The sequence below is a fragment of the Microbulbifer sp. GL-2 genome (assembly GCF_007183175.1).
Classification (GTDB): domain Bacteria; phylum Pseudomonadota; class Gammaproteobacteria; order Pseudomonadales; family Cellvibrionaceae; genus Microbulbifer.
This window is the reverse complement of the sequence record NZ_AP019807.1, coordinates 4,386,644-4,403,275: the sequence shown is the minus strand read 5'-3', so window position 1 is coordinate 4,403,275 and position 16,632 is coordinate 4,386,644. Positions and strand designations below refer to the sequence as shown.

Sequence of the window (16,632 nt, the reverse complement as noted above, 5' to 3'; positions counted from 1 at the left end):
TTTGTGTCTGAAAACCCCTGAGGCCCCATGTTCCAAAACGACTATTTCACTGAGTCGGAATTGGCCTGTCGTTGTTGTGGCAAAAATTATTTTAAAGAAGAAACGCTAAAGCGCCTGATAAGAGTCAGGAAGCGCTTTGCCAAGCCAATGATTATCAATTCCGGTTACCGCTGCCTAGTTCATAACGCTAGGCTAAACGCCACTATGACCCATGCCACCGGGCAGGCTGTTGATGTTCAAGTGGCCTTGGGTCGAGCTTACCGGTTAATTCAAATCGCCCAAGAGGAGGGCTTCACCGGTATAGGTGTAAAGCAGAAGGGACAGTTTAAAAGCCGGTTCCTTCACTTGGATGACCTTGAACCAATACTCAGCGAGCGCACCCGCCCCACAATCTGGAGCTACTAATGGCTTTTGACCCACTAACGGCAATTTTTGATGCCGGGAAGATGGCCATTGAACGTATATGGCCTGACCCGGTTAAACGTGCTGAGGAAGTGCGGAAGCTGGAAGAACTGAGACAGAAGGGTGACTTGGCAGAACTTGATGCTCGGGTTCAATTACTCCTGGGCCAGTTGAAGGTTAACGAAGCTGAGGCGAGACACAAAAGCATATTCGTTGCTGGCTGGCGTCCCTGGATTGGCTGGGTTGGGGGCTTGGCTCTCGCTTATCAGTTTGTTTTATATCCATTGCTCTGTTGGGTCTGGGCTATCTACAGCGCTAAGGGCTCAATACTTACAGGGGTGACTCCACCGCCAGTGCTAGAAACTGGTGCACTGTTCTCAATGATAACGGCCATGCTCGGTATAGGTGCTATGCGCTCATACGATAAAAACCGAGGTACCCAGACGGACAATCTCTAATGGCACTGAACGATGCGATGAGGGAACTACCGGATAAGGCTAGTTACATCATAGTGGTAGGTGCTGGCACATTTGCCGGCTGGCTCTCTGATAACTGGCTTGGTCTTATAGGCGTAGTGATAGCTGCACTGGGTTTGGCGGTGAATTGGTATTACTCACACCAACGGCACAAGCTTATGAAAGAGCAACAGAATGACCAGACGCAATCACAATAATCTTACTGATAAGTGGCAGGTCTTCGCAGATGCCTATCTGGTTGATAAAGATCTAAATGCAACTAAGGCTTATAAGTTAGCCTACCCCAAAGCAGCTCAGCGCAGTGCAGAAGTAGAGGCGGCAAAACTCCTGAGAAAACCTGAGGTAGCTGTATATATCGATAAAGCGCAGAAAGCCCGCTCAAAACGCACTCAGATTAATGCGGATTATGTATTGAATCGCCTGGTTGAAATCGACCAGATGGATGTGCTGGACATTATCGAGGATGACGGCTCGCTTAAAGCTATCAGTGAGTGGCCAAAAGTCTGGCGGCAATACTTGGGAGGAATGGATCTTGCCGAATTCTGGGAAGGACGCGGCGATGATAGGCAGATGATTGGCGTACTCAAGAAGATCAAGTGGCCGGATAAAACGAAGAACCTGGAGCTTCTGGGTAAGCATGTGAACGTCCAGGCCTTTAGCGAACACAGAGAAGTAAAAGTTACTCTGCAATCGCTGATTGACGAGCTGGTTGAGTAGTGGATCTTGAGGCTGAAATTTCCCCGGATGAAGTGGAGTCGGTTCGGGGGTTACTGCAGAACTGTGTTCAAGACTTTGCCTTCTTTGCTTTAAAACAACTCAAGATCGCCACCAAGCGCGGTGCATTAGAACCGCTAAAGCTCAACCGCGCACAACGCTATGTGCATAGCCGTCTCGAAGATCAGCTGTTTGAATTGGGCATGGTCCGAGCCCTGATCCTGAAAGGGCGCCAGCAGGGGATCAGCACTTATGTCGAAGGCCGCTACTACTGGAAGACCCGGTTTCGTAAGGCGGTAAAGGCTTTCATCCTGACTCACTTACAACAGGCAACAGATAACCTGTTCGATATGGTGTTCAGGTACCACGACAACCTGCACCCTCTGCTAAAGCCAATAACGACCAGCGCAAGCACCAAGGAACTGCACTTCGCACAGAACGACAGCGGCTACAAGGTGGCTACCGCCGGCAGCAAAGGTGCTTGTCGCTCCAGCACAATTCATTACTTTCATGGTTCTGAAGTCGCTTTCTGGCCTCATGCTGAAACCCATGCAGCTGGTGTACTACAGGCGGTACCGGAAGGTGAGAACAGTGAGATCGTATTTGAAAGTACTGCCAATGGTATTGGTGGCTACTTTCATGAGCTGTGGCAAAAAGCCGAGTCCGGCGAATCGGAATTTATTGCGATCTTTCTACCCTGGTATTGGCAACCGGAATACCGCAAGACAGCGCCTATTAATTGGAAGTCCAGTGATACAGAGCTGGAAACGGCTAAGACCTACAATCTGGACAGAGACCAGATCTACTGGGCGCATCAGAAAAATATTCAGCTCGGTGGAGATGTTGGCGAGTGGGGATGGCTTTTCCTGCAGGAATATCCGTTTTGCGCAGCGGATGCTTTCCAGCAGTCGGGACAAGACACGCTAATCAATACGGCGCATGTTGCTTCTGCACGCAGGAGAGTTGAAAACTCTGTCAGTCATTACGGCGCTCATATCGTTGGGGTTGATCCAGCACGCTACGGCGGTGATCGAGCCAGCTGGATTCATCGGAAAGGCAACAAAGCCTGGGGCCTGAAAAGTTTGCAAAAAACCAGCACCACGCAACTTGCCGCGAAGATTGCTAATGAGTGCGATGTCTGTGCGGGAGAGGGTAGTCCTGTGGAAGCCATCTTTGTTGATGAAGTAGGCCTGGGCGCAGGCACTGTTGATGCCCTGGAAGATATGGGTTACCCGGTAATTGGTATTAATGCGGGTACTGCGGCCAGTGATCCGGAGAAGTATTTTAATCTGCGCGCTGAGATGTGGGACAACACAGCAGATTGGTTGAATGGACCCGTTTCTATTCCCGATGTAAACAGTTTGCATGCAGACCTGATCGCCCCGCAGTACACCTACAACGTAAAGCAACAGCTGGTGCTGGAAACCAAAGAGCAGATGAGAAAACGTGAAGTGCGCTCTCCGGATGAAGCGGAAGCGCTGGCTTTAACACTGGCTATCCCTGTGGCTGCGCCTGAAAAACCGAGAGGCAAGCGTGGAAGGCGTCGGCCACCGCGCAACTGGAGGGCTATGTAATGTCCTTTGGAATTGACTATGCGGAAAGCCACGATGGCCTCGCGTTGAAAAAACTGGAGCGATTCCTTGATGATGTGCGGGTTCAGCCGGAATGGCGCAGTGAAGCGGACCGCGCCTGCGCTTACTACGATAGCAATCAGATTACTCCTGAAATGCGCAAGGTGCTGGAATCCCGCGGCCAGCCGATTCTGATTCACAACTTGATGGCGCCGGCGATTGATGGAGTTCTTGGTCTAGAGGCGCGTACCCGTGCGGATTGGGTAGTACGCCCTGACGATGACGACAGTGTTGAAGTGGCTGCAGCTATTAACGAAAAGCTCAATGAAGCGGCAAGGATGACACGGGCAGATAAGGCCTGTGCCGATGCCTTTGCCGGGCAGGTGAAGTGCGGCCTCGACTGGGTGGAGATATCCCGCAATAGCGACCCCTTCGCCTATCCCTATCGCTGCAAGCGTGTGCATCGCAATGAGATCTTTTGGGACTGGCATGCGGAACCGGATCTCTCCAATGCGCGATGGTTGTTGCGCAGGCGTTGGGCGGATAAAGATCAGGTGGTTTTTGCATTCCCCGGTTACAAAAACCTGATTGAGTTTGCCTGCCAGGGCTGGGATGGATTTGATACTGAATACCAGCTGATGCAGAGGGATGATTTACTGGGTGCTTACTCGGATTACACTTCTACCGATATGTTTTTACAGGATTGGTGGGACAGTGATCGGGAGCGTGCACTGATCTATGAGGTTTATTACCGCCACTATGTTCAGCGACCGGTGATATTTACCCGGGACGGCCATGTAATGGAAGTGCAACCGCGTAACCGAATGCATCAGGCATTACTCACCAGCGGTAAGGTGCAGGTGCGCAATATGGCATTTCCCAAGATGCGCTTGGCTTATTTTATCGGCCCTCATCGACTGGTGGATGTACCCAGTCCGCATCCACATAACAACTTTCCCTATGTGCCTTTCTGGGGTTTTCGTGAGGACAATACCAGTGTGCCCTATGGATTAGGGCGTCGCATGATGCCGGCACAGAATGAGGTGAATGTGCGTCGACAAAAGCTGACCTTTCTTTTAAACAAAGTGATGGTCATCAAGGATGAGGATGCACTCGCCGGGGATCTGTCCGATGAAGATATGCTCGATGAGTTTTACCGCGCCGATGGTGTGGTTAACCTAAATCCTAACCGCCGCAACAAAGACAAGAATGCATTCCGTATTGAACAGGAGACCCATGTTGCCGCCCAGCAGTTTTCCATTATGCAGGAGGCACAGCAGATTATTCAGGAGACTGCTGGAGTCTATTCGGCTTTTCTGGGCCAGGAGAGCGGAGCCAAGTCAGGCGTTGCCATAGATTCACTGGTAGAGCAGCAGGGCAGTACAACACTGGCGGAGCTCACTGATAACTATCGCTTCGCTCGGCAGCAGGTGGGTGAGATGCTGATGGCCCATGTAATTAATGATCTCAGTCACCGCCAGGACTATGAGGTAGCGCGCAATGTGGGCACTCCAGACAAAACCAAAATCATTGTGCTGAATGGCAGTGAAGGTTCTGGTCAGCCGCACTCCAACCTGGTTACTAAAGCCAAGCTGCAAGTTGTTTTGGGCGATATCACCAGCACGCCGAGTTATCGCGCTCAGGTTTCCCAGCGGATGATGGAGCTTGCCAGTAGTCTGCCACCAGAGCTGCAGATGGTGATGCTCGACTTAATTGTCGAGAGTACGGATTTACCCAAGCGCGATGAAATCGTGAAGCGTATTCGTGAAGCCACTGGGCGCGGTCTCGATCCCGATGATATGACACCCGAGCAGCGCGCGAGGATGGAGCAGGAACAGCAGTTTGAACAGGCAATGAAACAGTTGGGCTTGGCTGAGGCCCAGCAAAAGGTGGCCAAACTCTCTGCAGAAGCGCGCAAGTTGGAAGCCCAGGCCGTTGGGGAAGAGGGCAAGGCCAATATGTCCGAATCCGAATTGCGCCACCTGGATATGCAAACTGAAAAATTGATTGCCGAGATGAAGAGCATCATCGCCGATGTCGCTCTGAAGCGCTCGCAATTTCGATTCCAGCAGAAGTATGGAGAGACTGGATAACGTATTGGCCGGCAGTGGCCAACTGGATATGAAGAACCCGCCTTGTGCGGGTTTTTTTATGCATTCGCACGCCTGAGCGATAGACGGCAGCAAACCTCGCAACCATGCGACAACTGGTAAAGGTGGAAGATGAGTAAGTTTGAGTTGAATGATGTCGATCTCGATGATTTGGGTAAGTCTTCAGAGGAAATCGAGGAGATTCTTGAAGGTGGTGATGAAGACGCTATCGAGGAGCTGCTAGGTTTTGATGATGAGCCCAAAGAGGAGTCAAAGGAGGAAGAGGTTAAGAAGGAGGAAATTACTCCGCTCGAAGTTGATGGCGATAAAAAACCTGGAGAGCATGATGCTGGAAAACAGGGCGATAACGACGGCACCCCGCCCGATGCCGACCAGCAGAATGAACCTGACAAATCTGATGAGGGTATGCAGTTTGTAGAGAGTCGGGATGGCAAGCACAAGATCCCTTATGAAGTGCTGCAGGCAGCGCGGGACCGAGCGAACTCTCTGCAAAATTGCACCACAGAATTGGAGCAGGATCTCACCGGTACCAAGGCAGAGTTGGACCAGCTGCAGACGTTGAATGACCAACTGAAACAGCAGCTGCAGGACAATAACCTTACACCTGGAGAGGTACTGAAGCAGGCTGATATTGACGATGCCACGCTCGAAGCGCTGGGCGAATACGGCGATATCGGTGAAGTGGTGCGTGCCCTGGCGTTGCAGAATAAACAGTTGCAAGATGCCATTAGTAAGGGGCAGGAAGAGCCGGGTTCTCAGACAAAAGAGTCCGAGTCAGAGCCTGATGTGCTCCAGCAGCAGGTTGAAACTGCCATTGCCAATAACCCGAGCCTATCCGACTGGAGGGAAAATGATCCCGACAAATGGGATATGGCCACTATCGTCGACAACCAACTCAGACAAGATCCCACGTTTAAAAATGCATCCTTCGAAGATCGTTTCAATGAGGTTGTGAAGCGCACTCAGGCTGCATTTGGTATCCCCGACATTCCTGCATTGGGCTCTGAAGCAGAAGATAAAGAGCTTGCTGATAAGGCCAAGGAAAAAGTCGAGGAAGCCAGTAAACAACAACACCCTCAATCACTCTCCGATTTAGGCCAAGCCCCTACCGCTCAAAAGTCCCGTGCCGATACATTTGCCGAGATGTCCGAATCCCAGTTGGAATCGGCCCTGGCCAATATGTCCCAGGACCAGATAGAGGAGCTGATGGCTGAACTCGGGGAATAACCGGTAAACAATTATGTCTACGTCTATTCCGGCGGGTAGCGCTGCGCGCAACCGTATCTTCAACGCGGCACTCTTTATGGAGGCTACACGCCGCAATTCCTTTACCAATGTTCTGACTGGGCCCGCACCGAAGAAAGCCGATAAGAAAAAGATCGATGGCAAGAAGCAAACCAATCCTGGTGCGCCTATTGTTCGCATTACTGACCTTTCCAAGGAGGCCGGTGATGAAGTTACCGTGGATCTTTACCACCAGCTGCGTCAGAAACCCGTAATGGGTGATAAGAAGTTGGCTGGTAAGGGCGCAAGCTTGACATCCAGCCAGTTTAATCTGCTGATCGATCAAGGCCGGACCATGGTGGACTCCGGCGGTAAAATGAGCCAGCAGCGCACTGCGCATGACCTTAAGCAGCTGGCGCGTACTCTGCTCGGGCCTTACTACAACACTCTTGAAGATCAGCTGGTGTTGATTCACCTGGCTGGTGCTCGTGGAGTACACAACGATTCTGACTGGATTGTGCCGCTGGAAAATGATGAAGAGTTTAATGAGATCTGCATTAACTGGCTGACGCCGCCAACTTATGACCGCCACACCTATGGGGGTGATGCTACTGCGCTCGAGAATATCGATAGCGCTGATACGTTCACTCTTTCGAGCGTGGACAATATGCGGTTGATCCTTGATGAAATGCCATTCCCACTTCAGCCGGTGAAGTTTGAGGGTGATCCTCAAGCAGAGGATGCGCCTTTCTATGTTCTGTTTGTGTCGCCGCGCCAATGGCATGACTTCTGGACTTCTACCAGTGGCAATGATTGGCGTGCTCTATTGGCAAACGCGCACAACCGTGCGGCAGGTTATCGGCACCCCGTATTCCTGGGGGAGTGTGCGATGTGGAATGGCATTCTGATCCGCAAGATGAAGAGGCCAGTGCGCTTTATTGCCGGTACCAGTGTGAAGGTTTGCACCAACAGCGCTGGTGCAGCCACAGCTATCCAAACGGCTAATACCACTATTGACCGCTCAATCTTGCTAGGTGGTCAGGCTTTAGCTAATGCCTACGGCCGTAGTGGCAAGAAAGCCAAAGGCGGTATGCACTTCTCCATGCACGAAGAGAAGACCGATCATGAAAATGTGGTGGAACACTCTATTGCCTGGATGAATGGTAAAGCCAAGATCCGCTTCAAGGGCACTAATGGCCGAGTAAATGACCATGGTGTGATGGTGCACGATACGGCCGTGAGTGGTAACTAAAAGGCCTACCTTCCAGTTAAATTCTCGGAGAAATCCAGATGAAAACCCCAAATATCAATACGATTCAGCAAAATGGTGAGTATGGGAATCTTTGCGTGGCTACAGGGAAAGCTATTTACGAAGGTGATCCTGCAGGCACCATTGGCTCTATTATCAAGCTGCCGGCGATGACCAAAATCATTGGGCTGCGTATGGTGAATGACGCCCTTGGCTCATCGACAACTGTTGAAGTGAGTGCGGTTAGTGATTCAGATGGTACGCAAGTACTGCCGGCAACCTCCACGGCCTCCGCCGGTGCCGAGTCCTACAGCGGTAAATCAATACTCCTACCTGAACCCACAGCGTTACAGCTTACCCTGGCGGGAGGCAGTGCTACCGGGGATGTGGAGTGTATTGTCGAGTATGTCTATGTCGGGGCATGAGCGGCTCCTATTTTAGGCTGGATTGACGGTTGAAATATTATTTTGATAGTTAAGTTCTGTGGCAAATGTCAGGCGTCAAGAGCAGCTTCATTTGTCCAGTAGGGAAAACAATCGTGCATTCAGCTGAGAGCTCTGCATTCCAAGCCCAGAATTAAAGAGCCATGGCTGACATCCACAGAAAAGCCTCTCTAAGTTGTTGATTTAGTGAGGGGCAAAATCTGTTAAAGAGCCAACGGATGAACTGGGCAACTTGAGCAGTGGCTCACTATCTCTGGTTGCTATATGATTGGAGATCTATAACCTATTGTAAATAGTGGATTTTCTTCAGAGCTTGCACGGGCGACGCCAGAAATAGTAGCCAAGGTGATAAAGAGCCACTGGCTCTTTATTAAACTGTTATCTTTCTCTACAGAATACTGACTTAGGTTTTAGCTTGATGAAAAAAATATTATTAACGACTGTTCTAAGCTTTGCCTGCATAATAGCACCAGTATTGTCCGCATCTAACTCAAATCTCATGACCAATGAAGCGATTGGCCATAAGGCTTCAATCGATTTTCCGAATAATGGTGCTGAGTATTGGGCAGTGAGAACCAAAGCCGTAGACTACGCAAAAAATAGTGAGTGGGACAAAGCCATCCCATTGCTAGAGCAACTGACGATGCAGTATCAGGACGATGGAGATACTTGGTTTTTATTAGGTCATGGGTACTTGCAAGCTGAACAATATCAAAAGGCGATACCGGCATTGGAGAAAACGCTTAAGATTGGCACAATAATGTCAGGGATAAAGTCAGCATCATCTCCATCAAACGATATAATGATCAAAATTGCTCAATCCTATTCCGCTATCGGAAATAAGGCTGAAGCACTAGCATGGATTCAAAAATCACTTGAATTTAGGTGGGACGACAGAAAGTCTCTTATTAACAACGCCAAATTTGAGAATATTTCTGGTGATGTACACTTTCAGAAGCTTTCAGGTGAATTCCTCGCTCCGGATTTATCAAGAAACGATGCCTGGGCTAATGATTTACAATTCTTATTAAGTGAAATAAAACGTCTTCACGTTGACCCATACCATAGTGTTTTTGTCGAGGAGCTCGAATTAAAAGCAAAATTAATCGTCGAAAAAATCCCGAAATTAAGCGATGAGCAAATCGTATTTCAATTTATGGATCTGCTAGCTAGCGTGGGTAATGGGCATAACTTTATTGTGCCGACCAACTCCCTGAAAGGCGCTTTTACTCGCCTACCGGTACAGTTCTACTGGTTTAACGATGGTATTTACATTGTTAGAGCTAGCGATCGCTATAGGCATTTAATTGGCCGAAAAGTCATTTCAGTGGCAAATATTCCTGTTGAACAAGTAATGGAGCGGATTGAGAGGATTAATGCCAGAGATAATGAAATGCAACAATATTGGCTAGGACCTTACTATCTAGCTATCCCCGAAGTCCTCAAGGGGTTAGATGTAGTGAAGGACACCAAAGGTATTGCTTTTTCTTTAGTTGATGAGAACGGCGAAGAGGAAAAAGTAATGTTTTCGGGAGAGCCATTTAGCTTTGGCGGTTTTCCGAGATTGCCGGAGCTTGAAAATGCTGATAATCCAGAATATCTGACAAGGATTAGTGAAAATTACTGGTATTTTGAAAACAGAGAAGATAATTATTTTTACATACAGCTAAATGCCGTTGCCCAGAGCAAATCACAATCTCTTTTCGAGTTTAGTGGCGAAGTTCGCCAAAATATTAAGAAAAGCAATATAAAAAATGTAATTCTGGATTTGCGACATAATAGTGGAGGAAATGGATCTATTACTCCTCCTCTCACAAGAGCTTTAATTCACTTTGTAGAGCAAGATACAGATAACAAGTTGTTCGTTATAGTTGGTCGCAATACATTTTCAGCCGCACATTTATTACTGGCAGATATCAACCGGCTGACAGATGCGATCATAGTCGGCGAACCCAGTGGGAGCAGGCCGAACCATCTTGGTGAAGCCGGTTGGTTTAAGCTTCCATACAGTGGTGTTTGGGGAATAATTTCTTCTCAGTATCATCAAGCTTCGAAGGCTGAAGATCATCGTATATGGATTGCTCCGCATTTACCTGTATCTCTGTCATCCGCGAGCTACTTTTCGGGTGAAGATCCTGCCATGAAGCAGATAATTGAAGTCGTTAAAAACCAATAATTATGCTTAAAAGATAACAAAGCGTTGCACCGGACAAGCCGGTGAACGCGGCGTTAAACGTCTCAGATAATTATGTCGTGGATTGAGGGATACAAACCCGAGTGGGTGCTTGAGAAAGATAAGGCAGAAGAGCTTGTCAAACGCTGGTCCAAGAATTGGATCGGGAAAAGCATTGATAAGACTTTTGTAGGTTGGTACGAGCCTGATGACTCCTGGTACGAAGACTTGCCCATTATTCTAATCATCGGTGGTGATCGTATAGAAATATGTTGGCAAAAATTTGATAGTCTATCTATCACCAAGAACCAAATTGATATTAACAATTGCATGTCGTACGAAAAAAAAATTCCGTACAAAGAAAATGCTCACCAAGCATTAAATGAAGCTATCGGTAAGAAAATACTAAATGTAAAGCTTGGTATGTCATCAATGACATTAGAAGAAAAAATAATACCCATGATAAATAGCTTAGACTTTGAGCTGGAAAATGGCTTCCTTACTATATTCAACGCACTTGATGAGAACGGTTTAAGTAATGTGCCAGCCAACGTTTAACAAGTGCAGGTTAGGGACGCGCGTAAACGCGCGCCCCAACTACAGGCGTTAGAGTTTTCATTTGCCATCTGCCGATAGGGGCATTATGTACATTAGAAAAATTATTAGTTTTGAAGATTCTTGGACAAAACTGGATAACAAGATTGAACAAATCAACGATATCCATGGTTTTATAGAAAGTATTACCGTTGAAAAAATACGAGAAACGGAAGTGCCATTTGCTAGAGATATTAAAAATAACGAGCTAAGCCCTCATAAATTCAACAAATGCTGGAGGGAGGTTCTAAAAGCATCGAGCTGGATTCAAGCAAGAAGTTACCTATCAGATGATGTTGAAAACCGTAGTTATTATGGCTCTTTAGGTTATTGCTCTAAAGATGTTTCTTTAAATTTCATTATTCATCGTGATTTGGTAAATCGCTGGCTATTTAGTTCTACACCAATAGCCTACAAGAACTCTATTATTGATATTCCAGTGGCTATCATGTTAACTCCGGATGCGGAAAGCACCCTTTGGGGCGAACGAAGACCAGGTATGATGACAGCTAATGTTGAAAAGACAGTTGCTGAATTAAAAGCTTTATCTCCATTATCTCATTCTCATCCGTTTGTAGTTATAGGTATTTCTTTTGAAGAAGGGGATATTGACGTTGTAAATATTGAATCCGAGTTAGGGATCGCAGAAAAGCAGATAGTAATAAATAGGGCAATAGAGTTTCCTCCAGAGTACCACAGCGCTGGCCTAGGAATACTTAGCTATTTCGGTACAGTTCTCAGAGAAAAATACCCAGAGCAGGAAGCTAAAGTAAAAATAGAACAAGATGATCTCAATGTTCGAATGATAATAGAAACTAAGGACGGTAATAGGGAAATAATTGAAAAAGCACTTCAAGAATACGAATTAGTTGTGATTGGTGAAAAACCACCTGAAAGCTTATATGACGATGCTCTTAAAGTTATAGAACTTAAAACGGAACTAAGAGTTGCATATACAAAAATTGAAGGTCAGAGAGACTTGTTAGCTCATAAAGGCGAAGAGCTGTCCAATTTAAAAGCTCTTTTTGAAAATGTACTTAGTGGTAATTCGCAATCGCCTGCACTTACAGTGTCTCCAGTAATAAACGTAACTACAAGCCAAACTAATAATACAGTTATAAATAATGATATTTTAGATGTTGCTGATGAGATTAAATCTTTAATATCAAAGAGTGGCAATGATGCAGGTACGGAGTTAAGACTTTTAGATTTAAATGAATCTGTAGATCACATAAATTCAACTGCCTCTCCAGATGAAGTCAAATCTTCGATTGGATTTACAAAATTAAAGCGCTTTATAGAAGAGGCAACAACTGTTGGCAGTGATGCAAGCAAATTCTTTGAAAATATTTCTTGTGGTGCAGATAAGTTAAAATCTCTAGCTTGTAAATATAATTCTATTGCAGAGTGGTGTGGTGCGCCTCAGATACCTAAGGTGTTTGTAGAGTAAAGCTCTAACAAATCGTTTAAAAGGACAAAAAAACAGTTGGCTTTTGCTCCTTCGTCGCTAATTTTAGCCAGCTATTTTATTGCCTCTTAACGATGCGTTCAGGATGTAGAAAAACTAATTTGCTTGTCTGATCTATCAAAATTGATCAAATTATGGGCAAAAAAGACAGCTCTATGTGAATTCTGAGTAAGTTTTCTTAGCTGAACACTCTAATTTTCACATAGAATAACAATAGGAAAAGTGGCGTGGAGTTTTTCTACACCCTAGTTAAGTGATACAAGGAGAGCAAATGAAATCATCCATAATTAATCTTGCCGGCCTAGTTGGGTCTTGGTACATGATCGATCTTACTTCCGAAAAATTGCTTAATTCTGTTTTCGCTCCGTTGGTATTTACGGGTTTCCTAATTTACAGTGTACTGTGGTTTGTTGTGAAGTTTGGAGTAACTCAGGGATCTAGCGCTGGTGGTTACTTTGGCAGTGGTGATTCGGGAGGTTTTGGTGGTGGAGATGGAGGGGGTGGTGATGGTGGGTGTTAAATCACTTAACAAGCGCATGTTGTTCGCCGCTATTGCGGCCGGACGGCTTACGCTACGCTTAACCCTCCGCAAATGCGAACGATAGGCTTCTCAAGGCCTGCACCATTAAAAGGAAATTTTGACTATGTTGTTAAAGTCTAAATTCAGTAAATCTATTATTGTTTTTGCTGCTGCTTCAGTGCTATTTGCTTGCGATAATTCTTCATCATCCTTAAATGGCGTGGCGAAAACGGATGTTTGCAAAGCTGCTATCCAATATCTTTCCTCGATGAATGGTGATCGTAACGAGGCCGTAGACCAAGGCGGCATGGTAAGAATCAACCAAACAAGAGCAAGTGACGGTAAACGTTTTTATTACGACTGCAAAATAAGCGGTAACAGAATTTCTTGGCGAATGAATCAAGCCGATGGAAGCATGGGGAGATGGAGAGACGGCGAATATGACCCAAAAGTTACGTTCTCTGTATCTAATGGCCGTATTTCGATTCATGAAAACTGAAAAAGCCTAACAACTGCCGGCACAATCGCGCACTTCGTGTGCTGGACTCGCAACAAGTTGCTCGAATATGGATCGGATAGATTGATTTCATGAAAGTTGTAGCATTTGGCCCAGAACACACAAAAGACAAACATGAAAGTGATATTTTCATAGTTAGTGACGATGAAAATGGTTTAACAATTTCTGTGGATACGGTTGATGTTAAGGGAAACCGTATGTGCCTCATTGTAAATTTTGAATTCATTCGCGGCTATCGCTATCTAGATGAAGGCGATCTAATGTGCTACTGGAAAAGTGGCGCTTTTGCTTCACCTGTTCACGTCTTTCAAGTTTTGGCAGGCGGTTGGAGCAATGGAGAAGCTTGCGAGCCTGGCGTGCTAAATGTAAGTAAAGCTATAGACATTAAAGAGTGGTTTGTAGGTACCACAAATGGTTGCATTTCTATACTTTCTGATGCAATCCCAACGATTGAGAGCAAAAATGCATAACAAGACAATTAAAGGCGCCCCTTTGAGGCTGGACCTCCGCACTGTGTGCTCCGGCCCATGCTGACGGCGTTATACGTGAGTAATGCACAAACACATGAGAAATATAATTAATACAATTAATAATACCTTTGACATTGAGTTGCCATCTTTCTATACCGATGCTCTTATAAATTATCCATTCCCACCATCTGATGATCCAGATCGTATTGAAGGACAACTTGTAAAAGACCTAGACTGGCTTATAAAAACTAACCGGAAGCTTCGTGAAAATGGTTTCTGTTATCAAGATTATTGGCCAAATCATTTTTTTGCAATAGGCTTCGACGGCTTCGGAAATTATTATTTTATCAATTTACGCCAACAAGATACTTCTATATATATCGCAGATCATGAAGAGGATTTTAATCACAAAGAAATTTCAAGTATGGAACTAGCTTCAAACATTGAAGAATATATCAATGACTGTCTTGAAGAGTAGAAAATTTTAACCGAAAGCATATAACAAAGTCATTAAATACGTTTCGGCCAAAAAACGGCCTTCACCGGGCTGCCTACGCGTTGCTTCGGCATCCGTTTATGGCGGCGTTAGCTTAAATATGAATCGAAAGAAATCGTTATCGATTCTAGTTTTAACAACTCTATTAATAGGGGTTGTTTTCTCTATGGTGCCTTTTTTTCATCGCTTCAGCCTAATGCTAAAGCTGAAGCAACCCTGTTTAGGCTAGATATATCAAAGATTAATAATGGCGAATTTATAATTTTTGATCACCCAAACTACGGTGATTCAATCAGAGGCTATAAATGGAGCGTAATGATCTACAAAAGCCATAGTGGCTCCATTACTGCTTTTGATATTCCCCGCAAAGGTAAAGCAACAGGGCTTCCCGATATGTACTGGTGGAGGCCTGCTTGGCCATGCTTTAATTTTGGGCCAACCTTTTCAGGAAGCAAGGTTGATGAAAGCATGCCCATTAAGTGCCACGACAACAGAGAGGAGCTTGACTATTGGCTTCCCCAGGTTGAATGGGACCTAAGTGGAAAAACCATAAAAGGAGGCATGGATAATATGCTCCCAACATTAGGTACAGTGGAGGGAAAGCACTTTGTATTTGGAAAACGAAGCTAACAAAGGCCTGCACAATCGCCAAATGCAAAAAACGCATTTGACTGGACTCGCTAGACTGCGTTTCGTTCGCTTGAGCTTAGAAAATTATACAAAAGGATAATATAGGAATGAATGTCAAAGATGTTAAGGATTTGGTCTCAGCTTATAATTCAGCAATGTCAGAAGTTCCAAATATTGATAAGAGTGATCACTACCCAGTCTATCCTGATGAAATATCCGAGTTCATGCGGATTTTGCAATTAGATCCGTGGATCGCAAACGATTACAAACCTGTCAGAACACGTGAGATATTAGATACTATCGAAAGTGCCTCTATCAAAGAGGTTAGATGGGTGCTAACCGCGGCTGCCAGATCTGAGAGGTTTGGTGATGGCTCATGGGTAAAAATTCTCGAAGAGAAGATGTTAGATCCTGTGATAAAGAGATTGCAGGTGCTAAGTGTTTCATAACAGATAAGGCATCTGCCATCTATTCCACTGATCGATTTTGTGATGGCGGTATCGCTATCATCCGACCCTTACAGCTGCTTGCGTCGTTATGTGTAAATGTAAGTTATGACATGCCTGATTCTCACAATACTTATAGTTAGTATTTTTTCTCCGTTAGTAATTCCTTGGGGGAAAAGGTTGCTCACTTATTGCTTGGCTGTTTGGTTCTCACTATGGTTTTTGTTGTTTCTTCAGCTTGATAGTGAAAAAGTGCCAACTTATAATTCGGGTATTATTAGCGATAGCGTATTTATTTTTGTTGGTGTTATTGTTTTTGTTGTGGTTATAGCGCTCCGTAGTTTCGCACAGTTTATTTGGTCTAAATGCAATAAAAAAATCAAGTAAGATTAGCTGTGCAAGTTTCTGCAGCCTGATTAAGAAACTGACAATGCTTTGCGAGCGTCGTACAGGCTATCGCACAATTGCTAGTGACGTTAGAGGATACTTATGAGTCTTTACTCTCCACCAGAATCACAAGTTGCAGAGCCGGCAGGCCCAGTTCCGGCTCTTGTAAAAATAGTTTTATCGATGTTGATTTTTTTATTCATTTTGACGATATTCAGTTCGTTACTCGTCGCTATGAGTGAAGGGCATTTAGAGCTTAATGATCCTATTTTTATTGGCTTTAATCTAGTGTGGCTAGCTATCGTCATTTGGATTTCACATGACTTGCTCAAAGCAAGAAGTAACCCTCAGTATACTTTTTTAATGCTTGCTATTGTTGTGATGTTTATGACTGTTGCTGACCCTGTTAGCAAAATGGTCTTTTATACAGGGCTGTTAGAGTCTGTTTGCTACCTCGTGTGCTTCATTATTCTTCGGGCTAAATCACTGGATTTATGGTTTTTAAAGTGAGTTTCATACCGTTTTTTAAAACTAATAGTGCGGTGACCAAATGCCGTATTTTGTTCGAGTTTGGCGTTTTCTATAACTGTTATACACATTTGAATTGTAAGTGTGTGTGGAATGCAGATGGCTACTTTAAATAAAGTAGAAGTTAAATAATCTAATATTGATGACCCTGTTGTTTTGAAAATAAATTGTAAGTTTATATGTCGTAGCATCAATTCCCACAAGCCTGTCATG

The 16,632-nt window shown here is 45.3% G+C and carries 19 protein-coding genes; all 19 read left to right on the top strand.

The genetic code is table 11. The features are described from left to right. Positions 1-27 precede the first annotated feature (27 nt). The 19 genes from GL2_RS19015 to GL2_RS18925 all read left to right on the top strand — a co-directional run bounded on the left by GL2_RS19015 (position 28) and on the right by GL2_RS18925 (position 16,401). Positions 28-405 (top strand): D-Ala-D-Ala carboxypeptidase family metallohydrolase, encoded by a 378-nt coding sequence (locus tag GL2_RS19015; RefSeq protein ID WP_143732304.1) that lies wholly within the window; start codon positions 28-30, stop codon positions 403-405. After that, positions 405-860, top strand: coding sequence for a 3TM-type holin (locus GL2_RS19010; RefSeq protein WP_143732303.1), 456 nt, complete (start codon positions 405-407; stop codon positions 858-860). Before GL2_RS19015 ends, GL2_RS19010 begins: the two co-directional genes overlap by 1 nt. Further along, entirely contained in the window at positions 860-1,075 is a 216-nt protein-coding gene (locus tag GL2_RS19005; protein WP_143732302.1) for a holin, read from the top strand. The genes GL2_RS19010 and GL2_RS19005 overlap by 1 nt, the downstream gene beginning before the upstream one ends. Then, on the top strand, positions 1,053-1,595 hold the full coding sequence (locus GL2_RS19000; protein ID WP_143732301.1) for a terminase small subunit: 543 nt from the start codon (positions 1,053-1,055) through the stop codon (positions 1,593-1,595). Before GL2_RS19005 ends, GL2_RS19000 begins: the two co-directional genes overlap by 23 nt. Further along, the gene (locus GL2_RS18995) at positions 1,595-3,166 is read left to right on the top strand and encodes a hypothetical protein (protein WP_197736480.1); all 1,572 of its coding nucleotides are present in this window, start codon (positions 1,595-1,597) and stop codon (positions 3,164-3,166) included. The genes GL2_RS19000 and GL2_RS18995 overlap by 1 nt, the downstream gene beginning before the upstream one ends. Further along, on the top strand, positions 3,166-5,256 hold the full coding sequence (locus GL2_RS18990) for a portal protein (protein ID WP_143732300.1): 2,091 nt from the start codon (positions 3,166-3,168) through the stop codon (positions 5,254-5,256). Before GL2_RS18995 ends, GL2_RS18990 begins: the two co-directional genes overlap by 1 nt. Before the next feature lie 129 nt (positions 5,257-5,385). After that, positions 5,386-6,501 (top strand): hypothetical protein, encoded by a 1,116-nt coding sequence (locus GL2_RS18985; RefSeq protein WP_143732299.1) that lies wholly within the window; start codon positions 5,386-5,388, stop codon positions 6,499-6,501. 13 nt (positions 6,502-6,514) lie between these two features. After that, a complete protein-coding gene (locus GL2_RS18980; RefSeq protein WP_143732298.1) occupies positions 6,515-7,750 on the top strand; it encodes a N4-gp56 family major capsid protein in 1,236 nt (411 codons plus the stop codon). A 38-nt stretch (positions 7,751-7,788) separates the two neighbouring features. Further along, entirely contained in the window at positions 7,789-8,172 is a 384-nt protein-coding gene (locus tag GL2_RS18975) for a hypothetical protein (protein ID WP_143732297.1), read from the top strand. Between the two features lie 436 nt (positions 8,173-8,608). Further along, positions 8,609-10,366 carry a hypothetical protein gene (locus GL2_RS18970; protein WP_143732296.1) on the top strand — a complete coding sequence of 586 codons (1,758 nt, stop codon included), beginning with the start codon at positions 8,609-8,611 and terminating at the stop codon, positions 10,364-10,366. 72 nt (positions 10,367-10,438) lie between these two features. Then, positions 10,439-10,921 (top strand): hypothetical protein, encoded by a 483-nt coding sequence (locus GL2_RS18965; RefSeq protein ID WP_143732295.1) that lies wholly within the window; start codon positions 10,439-10,441, stop codon positions 10,919-10,921. Between the two features lie 85 nt (positions 10,922-11,006). Beyond that, positions 11,007-12,407, top strand: a complete 1,401-nt coding sequence (locus GL2_RS18960) for a hypothetical protein (RefSeq protein ID WP_143732294.1) — start codon at positions 11,007-11,009, stop codon at positions 12,405-12,407. 289 nt (positions 12,408-12,696) lie between these two features. Then, complete coding sequence (locus tag GL2_RS18955) at positions 12,697-12,945, top strand: hypothetical protein (RefSeq protein WP_143732293.1); 249 nt, start codon at positions 12,697-12,699, stop codon at positions 12,943-12,945. A 124-nt stretch (positions 12,946-13,069) separates the two neighbouring features. Further along, positions 13,070-13,444 carry a hypothetical protein gene (locus GL2_RS18950; RefSeq protein ID WP_143732292.1) on the top strand — a complete coding sequence of 125 codons (375 nt, stop codon included), beginning with the start codon at positions 13,070-13,072 and terminating at the stop codon, positions 13,442-13,444. Positions 13,445-13,533: 89 nt separating this feature from the next. Further along, the gene (locus GL2_RS18945) at positions 13,534-13,932 is read left to right on the top strand and encodes a hypothetical protein (protein WP_143732291.1); all 399 of its coding nucleotides are present in this window, start codon (positions 13,534-13,536) and stop codon (positions 13,930-13,932) included. 94 nt (positions 13,933-14,026) lie between these two features. Beyond that, the gene (locus GL2_RS18940) at positions 14,027-14,410 is read left to right on the top strand and encodes an SMI1/KNR4 family protein (protein WP_172621205.1); all 384 of its coding nucleotides are present in this window, start codon (positions 14,027-14,029) and stop codon (positions 14,408-14,410) included. A gap of 333 nt (positions 14,411-14,743) precedes the next feature. Continuing rightward, complete coding sequence (locus GL2_RS18935; RefSeq protein WP_143732289.1) at positions 14,744-15,058, top strand: hypothetical protein; 315 nt, start codon at positions 14,744-14,746, stop codon at positions 15,056-15,058. A 107-nt stretch (positions 15,059-15,165) separates the two neighbouring features. After that, positions 15,166-15,507, top strand: coding sequence for a DUF6508 domain-containing protein (locus tag GL2_RS18930; protein WP_143732288.1), 342 nt, complete (start codon positions 15,166-15,168; stop codon positions 15,505-15,507). Positions 15,508-15,993: 486 nt separating this feature from the next. After that, the gene (locus GL2_RS18925) at positions 15,994-16,401 is read left to right on the top strand and encodes a hypothetical protein (protein ID WP_143732287.1); all 408 of its coding nucleotides are present in this window, start codon (positions 15,994-15,996) and stop codon (positions 16,399-16,401) included. Positions 16,402-16,632: the final 231 nt, after the last annotated feature.

Coding starts and splice junctions, on each gene's coding strand:
- GL2_RS18975 (WP_143732297.1), top strand. CDS start 7,789: ATGAAAACCCCAAATATCAATACGATTCAGCAAAATGGTGAGTATGGG.
- GL2_RS18935 (WP_143732289.1), top strand. CDS start 14,744: ATGATCTACAAAAGCCATAGTGGCTCCATTACTGCTTTTGATATTCCC.
- GL2_RS18945 (WP_143732291.1), top strand. CDS start 13,534: ATGAAAGTTGTAGCATTTGGCCCAGAACACACAAAAGACAAACATGAA.
- GL2_RS19015 (WP_143732304.1), top strand. CDS start 28: ATGTTCCAAAACGACTATTTCACTGAGTCGGAATTGGCCTGTCGTTGT.
- GL2_RS18950 (WP_143732292.1), top strand. CDS start 13,070: ATGTTGTTAAAGTCTAAATTCAGTAAATCTATTATTGTTTTTGCTGCT.
- GL2_RS18965 (WP_143732295.1), top strand. CDS start 10,439: ATGTCGTGGATTGAGGGATACAAACCCGAGTGGGTGCTTGAGAAAGAT.
- GL2_RS19000 (WP_143732301.1), top strand. CDS start 1,053: ATGACCAGACGCAATCACAATAATCTTACTGATAAGTGGCAGGTCTTC.
- GL2_RS18990 (WP_143732300.1), top strand. CDS start 3,166: ATGTCCTTTGGAATTGACTATGCGGAAAGCCACGATGGCCTCGCGTTG.
- GL2_RS19010 (WP_143732303.1), top strand. CDS start 405: ATGGCTTTTGACCCACTAACGGCAATTTTTGATGCCGGGAAGATGGCC.
- GL2_RS18960 (WP_143732294.1), top strand. CDS start 11,007: ATGTACATTAGAAAAATTATTAGTTTTGAAGATTCTTGGACAAAACTG.
- GL2_RS18985 (WP_143732299.1), top strand. CDS start 5,386: ATGAGTAAGTTTGAGTTGAATGATGTCGATCTCGATGATTTGGGTAAG.
- GL2_RS19005 (WP_143732302.1), top strand. CDS start 860: ATGGCACTGAACGATGCGATGAGGGAACTACCGGATAAGGCTAGTTAC.
- GL2_RS18930 (WP_143732288.1), top strand. CDS start 15,166: ATGAATGTCAAAGATGTTAAGGATTTGGTCTCAGCTTATAATTCAGCA.
- GL2_RS18925 (WP_143732287.1), top strand. CDS start 15,994: ATGAGTCTTTACTCTCCACCAGAATCACAAGTTGCAGAGCCGGCAGGC.
- GL2_RS18970 (WP_143732296.1), top strand. CDS start 8,609: ATGAAAAAAATATTATTAACGACTGTTCTAAGCTTTGCCTGCATAATA.
- GL2_RS18955 (WP_143732293.1), top strand. CDS start 12,697: ATGAAATCATCCATAATTAATCTTGCCGGCCTAGTTGGGTCTTGGTAC.
- GL2_RS18980 (WP_143732298.1), top strand. CDS start 6,515: ATGTCTACGTCTATTCCGGCGGGTAGCGCTGCGCGCAACCGTATCTTC.
- GL2_RS18940 (WP_172621205.1), top strand. CDS start 14,027: ATGAGAAATATAATTAATACAATTAATAATACCTTTGACATTGAGTTG.